This window comes from Tolypothrix sp. PCC 7712, from assembly GCF_025860405.1.
Taxonomy (GTDB): domain Bacteria; phylum Cyanobacteriota; class Cyanobacteriia; order Cyanobacteriales; family Nostocaceae; genus Aulosira; species Aulosira diplosiphon.
Genome location: NZ_CP063785.1, coordinates 7,765,670 through 7,786,576, shown reverse-complemented (window position 1 = coordinate 7,786,576; position 20,907 = coordinate 7,765,670). Strand labels below are relative to the sequence as shown.

At 41.9% G+C, this 20,907-nt stretch carries 16 protein-coding genes; 7 read left to right on the top strand and 9 right to left on the bottom strand.

Going from position 1 to position 20,907, the window contains the following annotated elements; all coding sequences use genetic code 11:
* Nucleotides 1-54 precede the first annotated feature (54 nt).
* Both HGR01_RS31565 and HGR01_RS31560 read left to right on the top strand, forming a co-directional pair.
* Nucleotides 55-213 carry an RtcB family protein gene (locus HGR01_RS31565; protein ID WP_081583895.1) on the top strand — a complete coding sequence of 53 codons (159 nt, stop codon included), beginning with the start codon at nucleotides 55-57 and terminating at the stop codon, nucleotides 211-213.
* Nucleotides 214-1,318: 1,105 nt separating this feature from the next.
* Nucleotides 1,319-2,881, top strand: a complete 1,563-nt coding sequence (locus tag HGR01_RS31560) for a phytoene desaturase family protein (protein ID WP_045868304.1) — start codon at nucleotides 1,319-1,321, stop codon at nucleotides 2,879-2,881.
* Between the two features lie 161 nt (nucleotides 2,882-3,042).
* On the opposite strand, the gene HGR01_RS31555 is transcribed toward HGR01_RS31560, so the two are convergent.
* Entirely contained in the window at nucleotides 3,043-3,828 is a 786-nt protein-coding gene (locus HGR01_RS31555; RefSeq protein ID WP_045868305.1) for an MlaE family ABC transporter permease, read from the bottom strand.
* A 386-nt stretch (nucleotides 3,829-4,214) separates the two neighbouring features.
* Here HGR01_RS31555 and moaA point away from each other — a divergent pair, with 386 nt between their 5' ends.
* Nucleotides 4,215-5,201, top strand: a complete 987-nt coding sequence (moaA, locus tag HGR01_RS31550) for a GTP 3',8-cyclase MoaA (protein ID WP_045868306.1) — start codon at nucleotides 4,215-4,217, stop codon at nucleotides 5,199-5,201.
* Nucleotides 5,202-5,314: 113 nt separating this feature from the next.
* On the opposite strand, the gene rpsD is transcribed toward moaA, so the two are convergent.
* Nucleotides 5,315-5,923 (bottom strand): 30S ribosomal protein S4, encoded by a 609-nt coding sequence (gene rpsD, locus HGR01_RS31545; RefSeq protein ID WP_045868307.1) that lies wholly within the window; start codon nucleotides 5,921-5,923, stop codon nucleotides 5,315-5,317.
* Nucleotides 5,924-6,677: 754 nt separating this feature from the next.
* Between rpsD and HGR01_RS31540 the strand changes: the two genes are divergently transcribed.
* Nucleotides 6,678-7,289: a hypothetical protein gene (locus HGR01_RS31540; RefSeq protein WP_045868308.1), complete on the top strand. Its 612-nt coding sequence runs from the start codon at nucleotides 6,678-6,680 to the stop codon at nucleotides 7,287-7,289.
* Between the two features lie 322 nt (nucleotides 7,290-7,611).
* On the opposite strand, the gene hetR is transcribed toward HGR01_RS31540, so the two are convergent.
* The 6 genes from hetR to HGR01_RS31510 all read right to left on the bottom strand — a co-directional run bounded on the left by hetR (nucleotide 7,612) and on the right by HGR01_RS31510 (nucleotide 16,327).
* Complete coding sequence (hetR, locus tag HGR01_RS31535) at nucleotides 7,612-8,511, bottom strand: heterocyst differentiation master regulator HetR (protein ID WP_045868309.1); 900 nt, start codon at nucleotides 8,509-8,511, stop codon at nucleotides 7,612-7,614.
* A 1,107-nt stretch (nucleotides 8,512-9,618) separates the two neighbouring features.
* The gene (locus HGR01_RS31530; RefSeq protein ID WP_045868310.1) at nucleotides 9,619-11,862 is read right to left on the bottom strand and encodes a DMT family transporter; all 2,244 of its coding nucleotides are present in this window, start codon (nucleotides 11,860-11,862) and stop codon (nucleotides 9,619-9,621) included.
* 939 nt (nucleotides 11,863-12,801) lie between these two features.
* On the bottom strand, nucleotides 12,802-14,133 hold the full coding sequence (locus tag HGR01_RS31525) for an inorganic phosphate transporter (RefSeq protein WP_045868311.1): 1,332 nt from the start codon (nucleotides 14,131-14,133) through the stop codon (nucleotides 12,802-12,804).
* 150 nt (nucleotides 14,134-14,283) lie between these two features.
* The gene (locus HGR01_RS31520; RefSeq protein ID WP_045868312.1) at nucleotides 14,284-15,330 is read right to left on the bottom strand and encodes a zinc-dependent dehydrogenase; all 1,047 of its coding nucleotides are present in this window, start codon (nucleotides 15,328-15,330) and stop codon (nucleotides 14,284-14,286) included.
* A gap of 150 nt (nucleotides 15,331-15,480) precedes the next feature.
* Complete coding sequence (locus tag HGR01_RS31515; protein WP_045868313.1) at nucleotides 15,481-15,924, bottom strand: GNAT family N-acetyltransferase; 444 nt, start codon at nucleotides 15,922-15,924, stop codon at nucleotides 15,481-15,483.
* 184 nt (nucleotides 15,925-16,108) lie between these two features.
* The gene (locus tag HGR01_RS31510; protein ID WP_063749809.1) at nucleotides 16,109-16,327 is read right to left on the bottom strand and encodes an excisionase family DNA-binding protein; all 219 of its coding nucleotides are present in this window, start codon (nucleotides 16,325-16,327) and stop codon (nucleotides 16,109-16,111) included.
* Nucleotides 16,328-16,437: 110 nt separating this feature from the next.
* Between HGR01_RS31510 and HGR01_RS31505 the strand changes: the two genes are divergently transcribed.
* From HGR01_RS31505 to HGR01_RS31495, 3 genes are all read left to right on the top strand, one after another.
* Nucleotides 16,438-18,204, top strand: coding sequence for an FAD-dependent oxidoreductase (locus tag HGR01_RS31505; RefSeq protein ID WP_045868314.1), 1,767 nt, complete (start codon nucleotides 16,438-16,440; stop codon nucleotides 18,202-18,204).
* 109 nt (nucleotides 18,205-18,313) lie between these two features.
* Entirely contained in the window at nucleotides 18,314-18,550 is a 237-nt protein-coding gene (gene patX, locus HGR01_RS31500) for a heterocyst-inhibiting protein PatX (protein WP_045868315.1), read from the top strand.
* 720 nt (nucleotides 18,551-19,270) lie between these two features.
* The gene (locus HGR01_RS31495; protein WP_045868316.1) at nucleotides 19,271-19,945 is read left to right on the top strand and encodes a polysaccharide deacetylase family protein; all 675 of its coding nucleotides are present in this window, start codon (nucleotides 19,271-19,273) and stop codon (nucleotides 19,943-19,945) included.
* A gap of 590 nt (nucleotides 19,946-20,535) precedes the next feature.
* Here the strand turns inward: HGR01_RS31495 and HGR01_RS31490 are convergent.
* The gene (locus HGR01_RS31490) at nucleotides 20,536-20,877 is read right to left on the bottom strand and encodes a helix-turn-helix transcriptional regulator (protein ID WP_045868899.1); all 342 of its coding nucleotides are present in this window, start codon (nucleotides 20,875-20,877) and stop codon (nucleotides 20,536-20,538) included.
* Nucleotides 20,878-20,907: the final 30 nt, after the last annotated feature.

The following is a 20,907-nucleotide window of genomic DNA, read 5'->3' as shown; positions in this document are numbered from 1 at the left end:
ATTGAAAATGATCGCCTTTCTTTTGGTTCTAGTTGTCACGGTGCGGGACGAGTTATGAGTCGTGCTAAGGCAAAGCGGTCAGTTATAGGCGATCGCTTGCGTGGAGAACTAGAAAAAGAAGGAATCAATATTCGCGCTGGTTCAATGTCTGGTTTAGCTGAGGAAGCACCCCAAGCTTACAAAGATGTTATACCAATTCAAAATTCGTCTTGAAAAGTTGGCTCAACGGGGGGAACCCCCGCACGCAACTTTTCGCAAAATTCAAAATTCAAAATTAAGAAAACCATATGTAGCAAGGGTTTTTGAGTTTGGATCTGTTGCTGAATTTTGGAGAATTGGTATTAGCTGTGTTGTTAATGTGGTTCACAATGCTGGTATTGCTCGTAAGGTAGCACGCCTCAAACCTGTCGCTGTAATTCAAGGCTGATACCCATCAATAAGTAGAGGGGTCTAGTTATTAGCAACCAGACCCCTCATATCTGTGAGCCAATTTGATCCAACATTGCCTCCATAACGAGTTTGTGTTTACAGGTCTTGCATTTATATCTGAACCTCCCGTAGTCGCTTCTTCCTAAGCTATGGGTTGGCATGACTCTTAATCAAAGACTTGCGATCAGGGTGTCGCCACATTCACCTATTTGAGAGGTTCTCTGCAATTCCACTATTATATTAACACAGTTTTCTATAAGTGAAAGGAAAATTTTTAAATTTTCAGCTATTAGAAATATGCTCTTTTTTTGCAGTCTTTGCATTTAGCTATCTCTTTGATTGTAAGCGTGACTACATGATAAGTTTACGGACTTTTGTTAAGAAAAACGAAAAATACTCAAGCTTAACTAATAAATCTTACTGTTTTTGTTAAGCTAAAGACATTAAGCATCTACTATGAGAATTAAGAGTTTTTACCTTTCTTGTAAACCTTACCAAGCAAAGCATAGGGTAAGTTATGTGTTTTTCTCAGGTTAGGCTTCTAGCTCACTTGGAAGAGACTATTTACCCTCAGAATAGTTGCTGCGATCGCTTAATAATTGCTGTTTAATACAATCCGGCTAATTTCATCAAAAGCCGTCAATTTGTGAATGCTCAGTTGGTAATTGTTTACCCCTAACTGAAGCAATTAAAAAAATTTTGTTTGTAAGCTCAATAGTTTACCAGCACTAATTTTAGTTTTTACCCAGTCTTCAAGACAGATGCAGTAAAAATCTAACAGCCAGGTGAATAAATACTGAGAATTTGCATATTTTTGCCATCTTTCGATGGCAATCAAAAACCATATCGCCGAAATCAAGAAATATCAAGATTACCAGAGGAGTCAGAAATGGAAATCTTTGATTATGTGATTTTAGGAGCTGGGTTAGGTGGACTGTCAGCAGCAGCCTGTTTAACCAAGCAAGGATACCGTGTAGTAGTTTTGGAGAAACATTACTTACCAGGTGGTTGTTGTCACACCTTTGATTATGGAGAATACAGCTTTTGCGCGGATGTGCATTATATTTCTCAATGTGGTTCAGGTAAGACTATCAACCAATTTCTCAACTACATCGAACGGGATGTACCCTTTAACAGCCTCGATCCAAACTGTATTGACCGAGTAATTACACCAGAAGCGAATTTTGCGATTCCATTGGGATGGGAAAATCTGCGTCAAGCCTTGCTGACTAGCTTTCCTGAAGAACAACGAGCCATTAACCGCTACTGTGATGAGATTAAACAAATCCATCAACAAATTCGCAGCTTAGTTCAAGAAGTGCGTTGGTTTGACCGTAAATGGTTGGATTGGTTGAAGTTACCAAAATACTGGAATCTCTTTTGGAAGCGGAATTGGACTCTACAAGATTTGTATAACTATGTTGGCTTGTCGCCAAAACTGCAAGCTGTATTAGCAGGACAAAGTGGTGATTATGCATTACCACCTAAAGAAATTGCCCTACTTACCCATACTTCCTTAGTTTGCGACTATTCCGAGGGAGCCTACTATCCAAAACATCACTTCAAACACTTTGTAGATAGCATTACCCAAGCAATTACAGATGGTGGAGGCGTAATTCAATACTCAACGCCTGTAGAACATATCCAAGTTAGTCACAACAACATCCACAGCGTCATTGCCGATGGTATCACCTACAGCGCGCGTCAAGCTTATATCAGCGACCTAGACCCGAAATTAACAGTAGAGTTGATGCATGATGTTGAAGCCTTGAGCCACAAGGAACGTCAACGCTTAACAGGCTACGAATACTCAGCCAGTGCTTTTAATATCTACTTAGGTTTAGATAGCAGCTTCGAGCCAGAGCGCTACGGTATTGGTAACTGGAATATCTGGTACTATCCTACAGGCAACCTCAACAGAGAATATCAACAACAATTAGCAGGAGACCTCAGCCATCCGTGGATTTTCCTCTCTTGTCCGACAATGAAGTCTCAGGAAGCAGGGATGGGGCCACCAGGTCATCATATTCTAGAAATTGCCACAGTCTGCCCTTATGAGCCTTTTGAATACCTACACAAACACGACCCCAAAGGCTATAAAGCGAAAAAACGGGAAGTTTATCAGCAAGTAATGACCAGTGTCCGCGATTTAATTCCCGATGTAGACAAATATGCGCGGATGAAAATTTACGGTACACCTACCACCAGTGAATTTTATCTCGGACAACCCCAAGGTAATATTTATGGTGCGAAATTAGTACCCAAACAAGTAGGCTTAGAGCGTCTGGGATATACAACAGAATTACCAAATCTGTTCTTAGTAGGTGCGAGTGCAGGCTATCCCAGCGTACCTGGCGTAATTGGTAACGGTATGGATGTAGCAGAATTGCTGACAGGACAATCCGTGCGGGGGAGAATTGAAACACCGAAGCCGTTGGTATCTGTGGGATGAGGGAGATGAGGGAGATGAGGGAGATGGGGAAATAACAAACACCAAACACCTAATTACCAATTACCAAACCCCTAATTTTGAGATTTTGGTATTGAATGAGTTGCGGATTTACGCCCCAACTCATTCAAATTACGAATTACGAATTACGAATTACGAATTATTTAAAACGTTGGCTTTTCAAATAGCAACACAGACAATAAGAAATCCATCATAAAAATTGACACCCAAGTAGTCACAACTGCTGTGGTGGCTGATTCTCCGACTTCTTTTGCTCCACCTCTAGTAGTTAAACCCCAACTACAACCATTGACAGCAACTATAGCTCCAAACAGAAAGCCTTTGAGTAAAACAATCCATAAATCTGAAGGTGTTAAAAAATTTCTGACTGACTCTAAAAATGTCTCTGGCATAATCTGATAAAACTGCGATGCGGCAAAAATTCCACCGATAATGCCAGTCAGTAACCCAAAAATTGTTAATAATGGTGTCATCAAGCAGCAAGCAATGACTCTAGGAAGTACTAGATAATCAATTGGATCGGTTCTCAGCATATGCAGCGCATCAATTTGGTCTGTGACTCGCATTGCACCTATTTCTGCTGCGAAGGCTGAACCTACTTGTCCGGCGATGATACTAGCAGACAAAATGGGAGCCAATTCTCTGCAAAAAGCTAGTGCAAAAGCTCCTCCTACCGCACTCACAGCACCAAACTGCACTAATTCTCTGGCTGTTTGGATGGTGAAAATCATGCCTGCAAAACCGCTTACTAAGAGAACCGGACACAGAGAAGCTGGCCCAGCAGTTACCATGTGTTCCAGAATTTTGCGGTGATAGGTCTTTCCTTGGAGCAAATGTAGCAAAACTTGCCCAAAAAGCAGAAATACAGAAAAATAGCGCCCAATTGAAAATTGTTTGAAATTTTTTCTATGTTGTACTTTTACTACCATTTACTATCCCCTCACAACCTTGATTGTGGAAAATTCGCTAGACTGAAAACTTGCTAGATGCAAGAGACTGAGGGAAAAATCTGATTTTAGGCATTCAACGTAATGAGATAACAAAGCAATGTAGTAATTGCTAAAGACGCTTAAAGAATATCTAATTCTAGCTGCTTGTGTCCATCTTTAGGCCTATGCGCTTTGGGTGAAGGCGATCGCATCTCAATACGCTTAGGTAAAAGGGAAAGGTTTAATGCACCCTTAACCTTTTCACCTTAGTCTTTTTGCTCAAACTCAAAGAAATAATGAAAAGTGGTTATTCGTAACCTATCGCCAACCTACTATCAGGTTTGCTACCCCCTTAGGGAAAATAAAATAGAAATAAACACTCAAAAATGAACCAGGTAGACTACCTCCGGATTAGCTTAATCGATCGCTGCAATTTCCGGTGTCAATACTGTATGCCAGAAGGCGCAGAAATCGACTATATTCTCAAACAACAACTTTTAACTGATGAGGAACTGCTGACCCTCATTGCAGAAGTATTTATCCCTGTAGGCTTTACTCGTTTTCGGTTAACTGGTGGGGAACCTTTGCTACGTCCCCATGTGGTGGAATTGGTGAGGGCGATCGCATCTTTTTCCCAAACTCAAGATTTATCGATGACAACCAACGGGTTCTTACTCGCTCCCATCGCCCAAAATCTCTATGATGCGGGTTTGCGGCGCATTAATATTAGCCTCGATTCTCTAGAACCAGACACCTTTGACCAAATTATTGGCAATCGCGGCCGTGGACGCTGGGAGCAAGTTTGGCAGGGGATTCAAGCAGCCCATCGCGTCGGTTTCGACCCCTTGAAGCTGAATGTAGTGGTGATTCCTGGGGTAAATGACCATGAAGTGCTAGATTTAGCTGCTCTCACCCTTGACCGCAACTGGCACGTGCGGTTTATTGAGTTTATGCCGATTGGCAATTGGCAATTATTTGGCGATCGCGGATGGGTTTCTTCTGCCCAACTGCGGCAACAAATCCGCGACCGTTGGGGATTGACAGATTCTCAAGTTTGTGGTAATGGGCCAGCCGATATCTTTCAAATTCCGGGAGCCAAAGGAACACTGGGATTCATCAGTCAGATGTCAGAGTGTTTTTGCGATCGCTGTAACCGGATGCGTTTAAGTGCCGATGGCTGGCTGCGTCCCTGTTTATTAAATGAAACGGGTCAATTAGATTTAAAAACTGCTCTCCGATCTGGTGTCAGTACCGCACAATTACAAGAGCAAGTTAGACATTTATTAGCAATTAAGCCGGAAATCAACTTTAAAGGGCGCGAATCTGGTACCACAGGCATTTATTCACGTACTATGTCCCAGATTGGCGGGTAGTCATTTGTCCTTAGTCATTTGTCCTTGGTTATTTACAAAGGACAAAGCGCAAAGTCTGAGCGGAGGAAACCTCCGCTCAGAACTTTGTAAGAAGGACAAGGGACGAATGACTATTACGCTTGGCGTGAGTAGTATTCCACAACCAGCAGTTCGTTAACTTGCAGCGCCACCCATTCTCTTTCAATAACACCGTTGACTTTACCAACAAGCTTGGTTTTATCAAACTCCAAGTGACTGGGTAGGTTAGCTAATCCAGGATATTGGAGGTTGGTTTCTGCCAACTTACGGGATGCTTCTTTGTTGCGAACAGCAATTTCTTCACCAGGACGGCACTGATAGCTAGCAATATTAACTACACGTCCATTCACAGTGATATGGCCGTGATTTACTAGTTGCCGTGCTGCGGGAATAGTGGGAGCTAAACCCAAGCGGAAAACTGTATTATCCAAGCGCATTTCTAGAAGTTGCAACAGCGCTTGTCCGGTAGAACCAGTAACTCGTCTGGCTTTACGGACATAACGTAGCAGTTGCTTTTCGGTTAGACCGTAGTTTAAGCGTAGTTTTTGCTTTTCTTCTAACCGGACAGCATACTCAGAACGCTTTTTGCGGTTTTGACCATGCTGACCAGGTGGATAAGCACGTCTAGCGCTTTTACGAGTTAATCCTGGTAAATCGCCTAAGCGGCGTACAATTCTGAGGCGAGGCCCTCTATATCGGGACATGTGTTTCCTTAATCTATTCCTGTTTCAACTTTACCTAGACATACCATTGTGGCATTCCCCCAACTTAACAAATCAAGCGATCGCTTATTTGTTTCTCAAGTCGGGGGATTCTTAGTTCGCTGAAAACCCTAGCTCTAGTAGAATAAATCTAATTAGAACAGAGGTATCTTTTCCACACCCAAGGCTTTAAGTCGGTAAAACCGACGGTAGTTAATTGAGCTTTGTTTCTCAAAGCAACACACTACTTGCCCCAGGCATTGGTTCCCAAGCGTCAATTCCCCAGTGCCCCTAGGTACTCGAATACATGAGTTTTTTGTTTTGTGGTTTCGTAGGCGACTCAATCGCTAGATTGATTCACGTAGCATTTCTACACAGAAATACTTTTTATGTTACCTACTTAATCTTCGATCAAAATATCGTAGCACATCAACATGAGATAAATCTTGTAGCGGGGTGAGGTATTGGGCATTGGGCATTGGGAATGGGGCATTGGGCATTGGGTGTTTGTCATTAATTATTTCTCCCCTGCCCCCTTGCTTTTCCTAGTCTCCCTCATCCCCCACCCTGCGGGTACTCCTCTCCTACTCTGCGAGCAGGGCTACGCCCAACGGAGAACTCGCAGAGTAGCCGCAAAGCGTCTACATCTCCCGTATATGCTAGTAAAATTCACTATATTAATGAGGATTGAGCGTAGTTATTGAGTTAGCATAGCCATTGGGTGTTTGGTGAACGGAATATTCAGGAGTAAAAATTTATGAGCAAAAAAGGCGGTTCTAAATATAGGATGTTGTCAACTAAAGCAATTAGATGGACAGGGCCAGTTTTAGCGATCGCTGGATGGTTGGCAACGATGGTTCCCTCTATGGCGGCCGCCACCTACAGTAATAATGATTACCGTGCCTGTGCTGGTCAGCTTTTGCGCGTCAACATTAATACCAACTCAGCATCGCAAGCTTGTGCTGGCGCATTACGTCCACGGGAATTGTCTCGTTGTGTGGTCAAAATTAGCAGACAAACTCAAATTAGTGCTGTAGATGCTCTTAATTCTTGTACGTTAGCACGCCGTCCCGAAGAGTTGGCTACCTGTGTAGTTGATATTAGCCTTTATCCTAGTAAGGAAGCCGCTAACCCCGCAATCTTAAATTATTGCGGTCGCAGTTTGTTGCCTGTGAGCTTTTCTCAGTGTGTCGTAGGCTTACGAACTGAAACTAAATTAGATCTAGTTCCTACCCTAGATACTTGTATTAGTGGTAGCGACAGAGTCAGCAGCTTTGTACCTTCCTCGACATCACCACTGCAACCAACCACACAATTTAACCCAGTGTTTGAAACTACGCCGATTCCTGCACAACCAGTGAATAAGTAAAAATTATGGTTGGCAAGTAACTGGTTGATCAGGGCAAATTTAAAACATGAAAAGAGCTATTTCCGATTGAAAATAGCTACATTTACCATCTATAAGTTTTATATGCTTCTGTGCCTCTGCTTGGGAAAGAAACGATTTCTTTAACCACAGAGGCAAACAATAAGCTGTTGCATATAAGAAAGCACATTGATTCCGCAGGGAAACAAGGGGCAAGGGAGAGGGTTTGCAGCTCTTACCAATATGAAAATGATGCAATTTAAATGACGATTAACTTACCAATTCAAAATTTGTTTTGGAAAGTTTAACTCTTGACATCAATTAATTAGTCTTCTTTTTTCCCAAACACCATTTGTAAAATCATAGGAACGCCGCCTTCTTGGTGATACCTATCTGCCCAAGCGCGAATCACTTCGTCCAGTTCTTCTAGAGCCTGTTCTAGGCGTTCTGGCGGAATATCCAGTTCTTCCAAAGCGCGCATAGCATTTTGTCGCTTTTCTGCCCAATCTTTCATTAAACGGAAATATCGAGCGGTATCTTCGACCATGATATAGGTGCGCTCTTGGTCGTCAGCAGGCGCATAGAAGGGACGGGTGAGTGCGTAGAAAGGCATTCCCCAAGGAGAATCAATGCGTGTCACCGTGCCAGAGTACAGCAGGCGGCGCTTGATATGCTCCGCTAAAGCTTCACTCAAAGGCATTTGGTGTTCAGGAGGCATTTCCTCCTGCGATCGCTTGTGTAAAAATTCAATTAACTCTAGAAACTCAAAAGAGGTAATTAACTGAGCATCGGGCAGATTACTCGGTAATTTATGCTCGATTTGTTTCTTTTCCTCGGTTGTCAGACTGGTGCCGGGAATACGTGATTTCCCAGGCCGCCAAGGAAATTTTTCCATCCAGACATAAGGCAATTGAATCAAATAGCGAGGCTCTTGAGAACCCAGCATTTTCAGCAACTTACCTTCAGTCAGGGCTTGTCTGACTTCCTCAACAATGATTTTGACCCGCTTCGGTTCTAAGTGGTGTAAATGACCAGTCATCCGCAGGTTTTGCCCCTGCTCTAGATAGGTCATGTAAATTGCACATTTGGCTGCCGTAGCAGCTGCATCTAAAAATGCCCCATGCCTGTGCCCACTAGTCCGCATGGCACTAAAAGCCAGATAAAGCATGATCTGATCCATCGCACTGGGGCCGAGACGTTTGATCAGATCTATGTCGTTACTCATATAACAGACAGTTAAATAGCACGTTTACAAATTTATTAGCCGTAGGAAAGTAAGTAGTATACACCTGACTGAAGGCAATATTTTCACTTCAGATTATTTATTATGCTCCAAGTATGAAGTTCTTGCTAGTCAAAACCATGAAATTCGGTGTAATTTCAGACACATACTTTAGAAAAATGTAGTTAATGTATTTTATATAACTTATCTCCGTAATATTACTGCCATTTTTTTAGCCCTCCATTCTTATACTGCAATTCCCAAGCTGGTTTTTTAAAAAAGATAAGATCAGCAAGCTGTATCAAAACGCTTATACTTGCCTAAATATTATTTCGCTCCAGTTTTTTAATTAATTTAATACTGAAAGATGTTTATCAAGTTATTCAAAAAAATACTTGTCAGCCAGTAATTCAAGATAATTAGCTACTACGGAAAGCCACAGACAAGTTGGTCATCGAAAAATCGATATCAGCAACTGACGATTCAATTTTGATTAAGAAATTTAACAATCAAGCTACTTAGTTTTGCAGATTGAAGTACTTTGACTCCATAAATGCAAGATTTGTTATCGTTTGCTGTTTCAGTAATTGACAAATTACTGAGAATAGCAGATAACAAATAAAGCTCGCTCGAGCAGATTTTTAAGTTCCTTATTTATTTGTTTGGAAATATTATTCCTTAATTGTAGCATTTTATTTACTTTTACTTATATTAAGTCAGGAAATTTAATGATTGCACTAAATTATTATTTGATTTTTTTATACAAAAAGTAAAATTAGGTTTCACGAGATTTGTGTCATTAAGACTAGTAAAATGCGGCGTAAATAAAGTTACCCTTTCAAAACTATGTATCTATAGGGAAAACAACGCTAACTATATTCGGCTTGTAAGCTTAAGTAGGTTTTAAAACATAATTTCATCTCTATGGCAATCATCAATTAGTCAAAAGTATGGCAAAAATTGTTGATTAAAAGCCTAAAAATTGGTTTTGCTAAAAATAATCTATATGTCACACTGCTCAATGTCATTATATTCCCGAAGTATTTTAATAATAGTCGGGAATATGTATAGATTCAGCTTGCCAAAATTAAATAGCACTAGAGTTGCCATTTAATTTACAGTATTTGAAGACTTTGGTTGATTTCGCATTTTTTCAAAACTAAATGCTGCTGCTCCAAATGTCACTAATAGGACTCCCAAAATTTGTGCTACTTCTAAATTTTCTTGAATAAGCAAACCCGCAAAAATTACAGTGAGGAATGGTACACTGGAGCCGATAATTGCAGAACGGATGGCACCAAGTTGGCGGATACCAACGTTATTAACCACATAACCAAAGAGAGTCAGTACACCCAAAATAAATGCACTTAAAATAATTTCTAACAACTTATTAGGATTCAATACTAAACCTAAGTCTTCAGGCAATGGCACCATTAAACCGATGAAGCTTAACAGCAACATGGTAGCGAAGTTAATTAAGGTAAAAGATACTGGATGTACTTTATTAGCACATATTCTTGTGAGGATGACGTAAACAGCAAAAGCTATACCTGACATAATTGCAGTGGTACTTCCTAGGGGAACATTACCTAGAGTTGAACTAGTAGCACCGCCTAACACTAGTAATTCTCCGCAGAACAGCGCACCCATCGCCCCATAACGGAATACATTAGGGCGATCGCGGAATAGTAACCAAGCCAAAAGACTGCTAATTAGTGGGTAGATAAAGAAAAGTGCGATCGCCATCCCTGTGGTAACTTGGCCGATAGCAATATAGATCAGCACTTGCGATAAAAACAAAAAGCATCCGCTAGCAATTGATAACTGCAAAACCTTCCTGGTTTTGGAATTATCAGGATTAGAGTTTCCTTTGAATGAAGCAAACAAATTTTGCAAGTCTTGCCAGACTGGTGGATGCATCATCGGCGCTAAGAGTAACATTAATGGTACAACTACCAGCAAGCGCAACATTAAAATTAACAGTGTGTTGCCTAAAGTTGGCACAAGCAAACGCTCTACTTCAACTACCCCCAAAATTGCTCCATCTTGGAAAATCACTTTAATCGCAACGTTATAAAGTGATGACACCACTGCTGACAATACAATCAGCAAGAAACCTATTTGGATAGTTGATAGCTTAGAGGAGTTAGGTAAATTCAGCGATGGTGGTTTGATTTCCTGCTTGGGCGATCGCACCACAGGTTCTGGCTGATTTTCGCTCTCCGATAAGTTATTAGAAAGCACAGAAATTGGTTCATCTGAGTTGCTGGTGAATGGCGCAGATGTTTCCTCTGGTTGAGTTTCTCTTTCCGATAAGCTATTAAAGAAAACGGAAATTTCCTCCTCATCAGCGTTATTTGTTGACGGTGGAGGGGTGGCTTCCGGTGATGGAACAGTGGGTTCTGCTGTCGTTTCATTTTCAAAGAAGTAACTAGAACGAAAAGACATTGGTTCCGTGTCATTTTCGCTTTCTTGTAAAAATGCGTCTGCTTGCTGCGCCTCTAAGTCTGGTTGTGATGTAGTTTGATTTTGTGAACTCTCTACAGGGATGGTATTAAGTGGTTCGACAGCTTGGCTATTGATTCCTGCTGGCTGTGAATAACTATTCCCAGAACTTTTTTGTTCTTCAGCCGGTTGCAAAACTGTGGGGGGTGATACTTTCGCTACTGGTTCTTCAGCCGGTTGCAAGATGGTGGGTAATGATACTGTAGGTGCTGGCTCTTGGGCAGGTTGCAAAACAGTAGGTGGCGATACTTGTACTGTTGTGAGGGGAGTTTTGGCAATGGTTTTTTCCAGACCTTGCAATCGGTTAATTAACTCCGCTATAATGTATTCCCCTTGCTGTTGTTGATTTTGCATCCGAGACAACTGCTGAGAAATATTGCTTTGATAATTCTTTAACTCTTGTTGCAGTGAGTTAAAAGTAATGGTAAGAGTATCATCCAAAGAGCCAAGCATTTGCTCTACTTTTTCACCATTATCCGTCTGGCTTGCCCCTAATGCGGCTCTTTGGGAAGAATTACTTTCTATGGCTTCGTTAGCTAAAGTTGTCAGAGAGGATTGCAGTTGAGAAGAGATATGCTTCGCCAAAGCTTCTGCTAGCTGACGGATTAACACCTGTTGCTCGGTGATTTGGCGCACTTGTTGTAACTGTTCTTTTTCTTCCTGCAGCCGTTGAATGTCATCTCCTAAACGGTTTTTCTCCGCCTGAAGTCGCTTTACTTCTTCCTGTAACGATCGCAGCACGTGCTGTTGAAGATTTTCCAAGTCTTCAACCACAGCCCACAGAGCATTTTCGGCTGCTCTGGATAAATCACCTCTGGCTCTGTCTGGTTGCTTCTCAAATCGCCCCATGAGCTTTTAACCTCTAACACCTTGACAATAAAGCTGCTTCCCGCATAACTGCTTGGCACTCATACTAATTTTTTGTACCTTCTTAGATAAACCAAAAATTTTAACAGGACTTACGCATATCAACGTAATTTTGTCATGCTGAACACAGAGTTGGCAAAGAGAATAATTTAACTCATAGCTGAATAAACTGTGTTTCTTGCAGCATTAGTGGTATAAATATCCTCTGTTTTTGTACATTGGGAAGTAAATAAAATTGCCATCCCATGAGCCACAACCATCAGTGTCACAAGTCACTATTCAGTTAGGCGACTCAACACGCAGGCTTTTGTTGACTTCCGCACAGAAGTATTAATTCAATCATCTATGCTTTTGAGCAGGATTGTTTCGGGAGAAAAATTTTTACCCCAAATCAATACATATTCTTTTTGTGCGATTAGTAATTGTCAAAAAATTGTGAAGGACTACTGAGCTAGTATCAGGCGAGCTAAACTGTTAGAGTTATGTCTAAATTATGGTGTAATGTAACTTACGAGACAGTTTATATTTCTGAATGAGATTAAATTATTTGTCGGCGTAAATTAAAATTATTGCTGATCTCTGAAATATATTTTAGTGAATTAATCACCATTCTGCAAAATGCTCTAGCAGGAGCGTTTATCTATATTTATTAAAAATTAAATGATATCATCTCATCGATTGTAAGGCGATTTATTTCTGAATGCCTGCAATCAGGAAAATTACAAATATTTATCCCAATTTGTGCAGTTTTTTGATTAAATACCTCATACCTGATGACTAAAAATTTAGGTATAAATTTAGGAAAAGAGGCTAAAACTAGGGAATTATACTAAAAATAAATGTTGCAGAAAATTTACAAATTAAAAATTAGAGATATCTGATTTAACTGTAACTGCCGAGTAGGAAAATCTAAGGTAATTTTTACAGAAAAATCATCCGGACAAGACTAAATATAGCTGCGCTGAGAATTGCACTAGCAGGAACTGTAATCAGCCATGCAGCCGCAATACCTTTGAGGGTTTGGAATTGAATCGATTTGATATTTTGCACTAGTCCAATGCCAACGACACCACCAACAAGAGCGTGAGAGGTGGATACAGGTAACCCCAGGCGAGAGGCAAGTAATATAGTTGTGGCGGTTGCGAGTTCAGCACAAAAGCCACTACTGGGTTGCAAAGAAATAATATTTTCGCCAATGGTGGCAATGACTTTTTTACCCCAGATGGCTAAACCCCCCACAATGCCGATACCACCAAGGATTAAAATCCATAAGGGGGTGGTAATGCCATTTATCGGTACGCTGCCAGTCTGATTAATATAAACGATCGCAGCTAAAGGAGCGATCGCATTCCCCACATCATTAGAACCATGAGCAAACGCGACAAAGCAAGCGCTGAGTAATTGGAAGCGAGCAAATAAGCGTTCGGTGGGATTGGGGATTGGGGATTGGGGATTGAGGATTGGGGATTGGGGATTAGGGATTGGGGATTGGGGATTGGGGACTGGGGACTGGGGACTGGGGACTGGGGATTTATGTCCTAATTGGTTCCAGCTATAGAAGGTGAGTCCAACTGCGGCTACTGCACCAGTGAAGATGGGAATATCGTAAGCGGGAAGATTTAAGCCAATTTGGTTAATTAAAAAATTGCTTAAAGGTTGAGTCAGCGATGGGAGAACAATTACGCCAAATGTGCCTATGAGTAGCGCACTCAACCAAGGAAGCCACTCATTTAACTGCACCAGTTGATTTGGTTGGTCTAAAATCCAGCGCTTGATTTGACTGTAGAATAAAGCCGCGATCGCACCACTAATTATCGGCGTTAAAATCCAGCCAACGGTAATTGAGCCAATGGATGACCAATCAATTGCACCAACTCCCAAAGCTACCCAACTAAAACCTGCGATCGCACCGACTACTGCATGAGATGAGGATACAGGTAAACCCCGCGATGTGGCAATTTGCAACCATACCCCAGAGGCTAGCAAAACTGTTACCATTCCCATAACCAAAATTTGGGGTGTAGCCGCAAATAAGGCGGGGTTTGCAACTTTTGTTGCTAGCGTTTCTGTTACCTCATGCCCAAACAATACCGCACCTGCAAACTCTAATACCCCAGCAATAATTAACGCCTGTTTCAAGGTGACAGCTTTGGAACCAACAGACGTTCCCATTGCGTTAGCAACATCATTAGCGCCGAGATTAAAAGCGACGTAGAAAGCGAGTAAGGCGACGAGTGCGAGGGTGATGGGCATTTTTTGGGGATTGGGGAAAAGGGGAAAGGGAAAAGGGTGAAGGGAAAAGGGGAAAGGGGAATAACAAACAGCAAATGACAAATGACGAATGACAAACGCCAATTACCAATTACCCATTACCAATTACCCATTACCGAATGACACCTTGATTTACGGATAAATTAAGATTTTGTACGTTTCTGGTGTGGGGGCGATCGCTTGATCGACGGCGGCTGATAAATTTTGTAGGGGATAGCGATCGCTAATTAATGCTTGTACATTAATGCGTCGGTTAAATACTATATCTGCTGAGAGATTTTGTAGGCGATAGGATGAACTATAACTGCCCATTAGGTCAATTTCTCGGCGATATAGCAGATTGGGGTTGATGGGAATTTGTACTTCGTCGGGGAATTCTGCAAAAAAGAGAATTTTGCCGCCTTTACGAGTGCAATCTAAAGCTTGAAAGAATGCTTTATCGCTGGGGACTGCTAGTAAGGTGACATCAACACCCATCCCACCAGTGATTGCATGGATTTTCGCTGGTAAATCGGGATCGCGTGCATCAAAAGCAGCTTCCGCACCGAGATTTAAAGCTTTTTCAATTCTAGAAGGTAGTAAATCGGTAGCGATCGCTCTCGCGCCGAAATACTTGACTAACATGACAAACATTAAGCCAATTGGCCCCGCACCAGTAATCAACACAGTTTGTCCCGGTGCAATTTGCGCTTTTTTGACGGCTTTTAAGCAGCAGTTAGTCGGTTCTACAAAACTCGCTTCTTCAAAACTAATATCATCGGGGATGGGAATTAAGCCGCCATTTTGTACGATATGTCCTGGTACTTTGACATATTCCGCAAAACCACCGCCACTGGCGTTAAATCCGGCTGTGGTGGAGATGTTTTTATAAACATCACACATGGAATAATTTTCATTGAGGCAGTAGGCGCAACGCATACAGGGAATATGGTGCATTACCGCCACCCTTTGTCCCACTTGCCAACCTTTAACCTCAGAACCTACAGATGCGATCGTTCCCGCCGTCTCATGTCCAAAAATCCGTGGCGGTTCGTACAGGGGATAACGAATTTTTTTAATATCTGATTGACACAACCCTACCACCCGAACCTGAACCAGCACTTCATCCGGTTCCAGAGTCGGTACTGGGATTTCTTCGTAGGAAAGTTGATTTACGCCTCTAAATACCTGTGCTTTCACGTTGGTTTTTCACCTCTCAACGTTATTAGATGTAGCATTTAGTGGTTAAAGTTAAGCTATCAGGTTTGAGATTTCTGCTTTTCATACAGTACCTCTGTCAATATCCGAAGTTGTAAAAACTTGTGGAACATAGTTAGAGATGTGATGCTACTACTGCAATCGTAAAGCGTAATGGTAGAATTCTACATCTTTGACATATCCTTGTGATTCATAGAGTTTCTGGGCAGTTGTATTAGAAATATGAGTGGCTAAAACTATCCGAACTGCACCACTCTGTTTTGCATAATCTTGTGCAGCATTAATCAATAATGTTGCTACTTGCTGACGGCGATGTGATTCTTTAACATACAAATCGTTTAATATCCAAACTCGCTTCATCGAAACTGAAGAAAAGCTGGGATAAAGTTGAGTAAAACCTATGATTTCTTCATTAACCTGAGCTAAAAATACTACTGAATCATGATGCTGAAAACGCTCTTTCAGAAATTCTTTTGCAGCTTCAATGTCTGATGCCTGCCCATAAAAAACACGATATTGATCAAACAAGATTGATAGGCTTTCGAGATGATCTGTATTAGCTAAAAGAACTTTCATTTGCTATCTTCATCCATTCAATTTTAACAATTTTAATATTCATACTTGTAGAAGCCCAACTCTTGACTTGTTGCAATTAATTCATCTAATGCCAAATCAAATAATGTTGGCGACACATCAATATATTCTAGAGGGCATGGCACTGCCATGCCCCTACAATCTGTCGCATTCTTGTTTCAAATTTTTATACCAATTTACTAAGCTTTTCATCTCGCTGCTGTTTATACTTCTTTAAATCATCGAAATTTACTCGAAGATGGAAACCAACTTGTATATATGGAATTTTCCCTTGTTCAAACAACTTGATTAAATAGGGGCGTGATACGTTGAGAAAATTAGTGGCTTGTTGTGTTGTGAGTTCTCGTTGTTCAGGAACTACAGCTGCCGTCTGGCATAATGCCATTTTATGCACAACTTTACATACTACATAAACGAAATATCCGAAACAAGATTATCTTGTCCTTATATACCCTATTCAGAGACAATATCTCGAACAATGAATGCGGTTAAGTAATGATGAATCAGACATATCAAGCTGATGTTTTAGTTGTAGGTGGCGGAGTAGGCGGTACATCTGCAGCAATTCAGGCGGCGCGACGTGGGGCAAAAACTATCCTGGTGAGTGAGTTTGCTTGGTTGGGGGGAATGTTAACCTCTGCTGGCGTATCTGTCCCTGATGGAAATGAATTAGAAGCTTTTCAGACGGGGTTGTGGGGTGAGTTTTTACGAGAATTACAGCACCGTCAGCCAGAAGGTTTGGATCACAGCTGGGTAAGCTTTTTTAGTTTCGATCCCCGAGTTGGGGCGCAGATTTTTGCAGATTGGGTGCAGGAATTAGCAAATCTGCATTGGATTGCGGGGGAAGTTCCCTTAGAGGTATTGCGTGAGGGAAGTTGTGTAACTGGGGTTCGGTTTAGCGATTTTATTGTTAAAGCCAAAATTACTCTCGATGGCACAGAATTAGGCGATTTATTGGCTTTGGCGGAAATACCTTTTCGTTGGGGTTGGGAATGGCGATCGCAATGGGGAGAACCTAGCGCCCCAGAATCTCCTAATTCTCTCACGGAAAAATACCCTGTACAAGCGCCAACAGGAGTGGTGCTAATGCAAGATTTTGGTACAGATATCGCCCCAGAAATTCCCCCAGCGCCTAATTATGATCCATCCAAATTTGCAGGTGCTTGGGATGGTTATGGTGCAGAACAATTTTTAAATTATGGGCGCTTACCAGGAGGTCTATTGATGCTCAATTGGCCTATCTGCGGTAATGACTATGGCGAAGGTTTAGGACGGCTTCTAGGGTCAAAAGCTAGTAGAGATGAGTATATCCAAGAATCTCGGTGGCATAGCCAAAATTTTGCCCATTATATCCAAAATCAGCTTGGTAGGCGCTATGGTTTAGCAACACAGGTATTTCCCCATTCACCCACAGCTTTTGCTTTGCATCCCTATTACCGCGAAAGTCGGCGCTTGGTGGGAATGACAACGATTACCGAACAGCATATCTTACCTGTGTCTGGGGGTCAGGTAGCATCATTAAATATAGATGCAATCGCGATCGCAAATTATCCTAACGACCACCATTACCCAGGCTTTAACTTTCCCCTGCAACCGAAATCTATTCGCTGGGGAGGACGCTGGACAGGGACACCCTTCACAATTCCCTACAACAGTCTGATTCCTGCAACTACAGACGGCTTTTTAGCCTGCGAAAAGAATATTTCTGTTTCCCATATTGCTAATGGTGCAACTCGACTGCAACCTGTGGTGATGGGTATTGGTCAAGCTGCGGGAATGGCTGCGGCGATGTGCATTGAGTTGAACTGTCAACCGCGCAATTTACCAGTGAGGGCGCTACAAATGGCTTTATTACAAGACAAGCGATCGCCTACGGCAATTATCCCGTTGTTCAATTCAACACTGGCTCATCCTCAGTGGATACGGTCGCAAATAAATTATCTCCACAATCCTGCCAGCTATCCGCTTGATGGTAACTGTCCAGGCTTAATATCATCTACGTGTAATTACGAGACTGAAAATCCAGTACTCTCACGGTTGAGTAATTGCGTTACAGGTGTATTTCATCGCTTGCATCAGCAAGATTACAGATTCCGCATTATGACACCAACAACGCATCAAAAGCAGATTTGGCAGCTTGTAACCTTGCGATCGCACATTGATCACCAACTAAAAGCTTGTCTAGATGGGCAATTGGTAACAGTTTACGGTCGCTTAAACTCGGCTGGTAATTGGATACTAGTGGAACATTTTGTGATTTAATAAATTTGATTTTTATTCAGTAAAAAAAAACACGTTTTAGGGATTTGTCCGGATGCAGTAATAAAAACTAAGTAAGGTGGGAAAGAGAGTTCTAAAATAAACATCTGCTATGCGTGCTGTAGTTTCACTTTTAGCCTCCAGTTTGGTAGCTGTTTCCTTCGCTATCAACTGTCAAGCTACGATCAATCAATTCTCACGTTTGTTACCATCCTCATCTGGCTCAGAACAGTTGCTCTCAGCCAGACCCAAGCCCAAGCCTAACCAGCCAGAAAAACCTGTACCGCATCGCGGTAGTGGGCGTAGAGAACTGATAGAATCCTACAAAAATGTTCATCCTGCCGTTTGAAAATCCAGCAATTTTTTTTGTCTTCGGGGAGTTAAATTACAGACAAATAAGGTGTCGTGCTTCACATACTTTACACAAATTTCTTAGTAAAGATAGCACAGTGCATACATATATCAACTCAGCATTTGCCCAGTATTTGCTCCGTATGGTGTGTATACATAATCTGATTCAACCCTGAGGTTCAGAATGTACGCTAACCAGGCTCCTGTATTAATCGCATCACCAACTCCTCAAAAGCTACGCTTACTGCTTCTAACTCCTGTAATCGCCAGAATTTGATAAAGGTTATCGGTTGAGATCAAGGGTTGCTAATTCTGTTCCAGTCATTTACCAGGCCCATCCATACTCATATACCGAAACCTAGATGAAAATGGCTTAAAAGCTTATATTCATTGGTTTTTGAATTATAAATTTTGTAGAAATCTATAAGCTGACTTTTCATAGAGTATTTTCAATCTGTGTAGAGGCGTTTTTGCCATGCGCCAAGATAAAAGGAAAGACTTGGTTTAAGTTCACCCTTGTCTGCCAATTTCTAGTGGGCAAACAAGGCTGTTTAACTTGTGCTATGGAGTCCTTCACAAGAGAGTCATAGGGGCTAGGCTAGGGCTAGAGGCTAGAGACGAGTATTTTTTACTCAGAACTCAGGACTCAGCAACGCCACTTGCTACAACGGGGGGAACCCCCGCAACGCAGTGGCTCCTCAGCACTCAATGAATCAAAATGCAATTTGCTCCCTTGTTTCCAATTATCTATCGCCTTCTGCAACCGACATTTCCTAAATGTCTGTGGAATGGCGATCGCAAACGCAAAACGATCGCACTCACGTTTGATGACGGGCCTCATCCCCAATATACACCTGAAGTATTGGCAGTTTTAGACCGTTATCAGATTCCAGCGAGTTTTTTTTGGTTAGGTGCTTGTGTCAATTGTTCACCACAGATAGCTAAAGCAGTATGCGATCGCGGACACTGGATTGGATTGCATGGGTATGATCATCGTTCTTTCCCCATGCTATCCCCAACGGCGTTGAGAGAAAGTTTGGCTAAAACCCAAGCTGCTATTTACAGTGCGTGCAATCTCCCACCCGAACAAGTCAGGGATGTCCGGCCTCCTAACGGTTTTTTTACACCGCAAACTTTAAATTTATTTTTTGAGTGGAATTATCGTCCAGTTATGTGGAGTGTTGTCCCAGAAGATTGGGTAAGACCTGGCGTTAATACCGTAGTGCAACGAGTTCTAGAGCAAGTACAAAACGGCTCGCTGATTGTCTTGCATGATGGTTATGATGGCGGTCAAGATGTTGCTGCAACAATCCAAATTTTGATTCCCCAATTATTACAACAAGGCTATAAATTTGTGACTGTGGATACTTTGTGGCAGCAAGTCAATCTCTAACGGGAATTCAAAATTCAAAATGATGCTCGTTCGCGTAGCGTCTCCCCTTGGGAGAGGACTCGCTCTAAGGGAAGCTATGCCGTTGGCGCAGCCTCTCGCAGAGAAGGCTTTACGCTGCGCTAACAAAATTCAAAATTAATTAACCTACCGATAAGGTTGTAGGGTAGACACTGTGAGATATTCTGTGCAAACCCTGATGATAAATACAGGACTTACGCAAGCAAAATTTGTCATTGCGACCGGAACGAAGTGTAGGGAAGCAATCCCAGAATCTCAGGCGATTACGTCGCTGCGCTCGTAATGACGTAATTACGTGACTTTTGCGTAAGTCCTAAAATAGTGTCCACCCTACGATTAACTTGCCTACGCTTTTTTCAAGCTTTGATGACAAAGTGAAAGAGTGAGCGTAGGGTAAATAGCTGTATGTGGCACGAGAATTTTACCAACACAGCTAGAAGTAATCATTAGTCATTTGTGTTTGCAAAGGGCAAAGGACTAATGACTAATGACTAATGACTAATGACAGTCTCAAACAGATAATGTGCAACTTAAATGCACACCAGCTGATGTCAGTTAGCTGAAGATAGATTTCAGCTACTTGTGGCGTGTTGCGTTGGCGCAACTTCGGCATTAGGACTGAGGTTAGGGGCAGGGTTCTCAGTTCCTAAGAGATTGTGTATTTGACTTAACGAACTTGGTGGAGTGCCTGGTGTTTCTGGTGACTCGCTCATATACTCAATTAGGTCTTCTACTCGGCAATTAAGCGCCTTACAAAACCTAACAATTCTTTCAATATGATCCGTTCCAGTCCTGCCACTTTCCCAGTTCTGGATAGTGCTTTCCGTCACGCCAACAAGACGCGACAACTCAAGCTGGGTTAGCCCTGCCTTTTCACGAAGCAAAGCGATCCTTGGTTTTGCTTTTTGTTTCACAGCTATAGCACTTTTCTCCAAATATTTATT

Excerpts from the sequence above, each read along its gene's own strand:
- HGR01_RS31565 (WP_081583895.1), top strand. The coding sequence starts at position 55 with ATGAGTCGTGCTAAGGCAAAGCGGTCAGTTATAGGCGATCGCTTGCGT.
- HGR01_RS31560 (WP_045868304.1), top strand. The coding sequence starts at position 1,319 with ATGGAAATCTTTGATTATGTGATTTTAGGAGCTGGGTTAGGTGGACTG.
- HGR01_RS31555 (WP_045868305.1), bottom strand. The coding sequence starts at position 3,828 with ATGGTAGTAAAAGTACAACATAGAAAAAATTTCAAACAATTTTCAATT.
- moaA (WP_045868306.1), top strand. The coding sequence starts at position 4,215 with ATGAACCAGGTAGACTACCTCCGGATTAGCTTAATCGATCGCTGCAAT.
- rpsD (WP_045868307.1), bottom strand. The coding sequence starts at position 5,923 with ATGTCCCGATATAGAGGGCCTCGCCTCAGAATTGTACGCCGCTTAGGC.
- HGR01_RS31540 (WP_045868308.1), top strand. The coding sequence starts at position 6,678 with ATGAGCAAAAAAGGCGGTTCTAAATATAGGATGTTGTCAACTAAAGCA.
- hetR (WP_045868309.1), bottom strand. The coding sequence starts at position 8,511 with ATGAGTAACGACATAGATCTGATCAAACGTCTCGGCCCCAGTGCGATG.
- HGR01_RS31530 (WP_045868310.1), bottom strand. The coding sequence starts at position 11,862 with ATGGGGCGATTTGAGAAGCAACCAGACAGAGCCAGAGGTGATTTATCC.
- HGR01_RS31525 (WP_045868311.1), bottom strand. The coding sequence starts at position 14,133 with ATGCCCATCACCCTCGCACTCGTCGCCTTACTCGCTTTCTACGTCGCT.
- HGR01_RS31515 (WP_045868313.1), bottom strand. The coding sequence starts at position 15,924 with ATGAAAGTTCTTTTAGCTAATACAGATCATCTCGAAAGCCTATCAATC.
- HGR01_RS31510 (WP_063749809.1), bottom strand. The coding sequence starts at position 16,327 with ATGGCATTATGCCAGACGGCAGCTGTAGTTCCTGAACAACGAGAACTC.
- HGR01_RS31505 (WP_045868314.1), top strand. The coding sequence starts at position 16,438 with ATGATGAATCAGACATATCAAGCTGATGTTTTAGTTGTAGGTGGCGGA.
- patX (WP_045868315.1), top strand. The coding sequence starts at position 18,314 with ATGCGTGCTGTAGTTTCACTTTTAGCCTCCAGTTTGGTAGCTGTTTCC.
- HGR01_RS31495 (WP_045868316.1), top strand. The coding sequence starts at position 19,271 with ATGCAATTTGCTCCCTTGTTTCCAATTATCTATCGCCTTCTGCAACCG.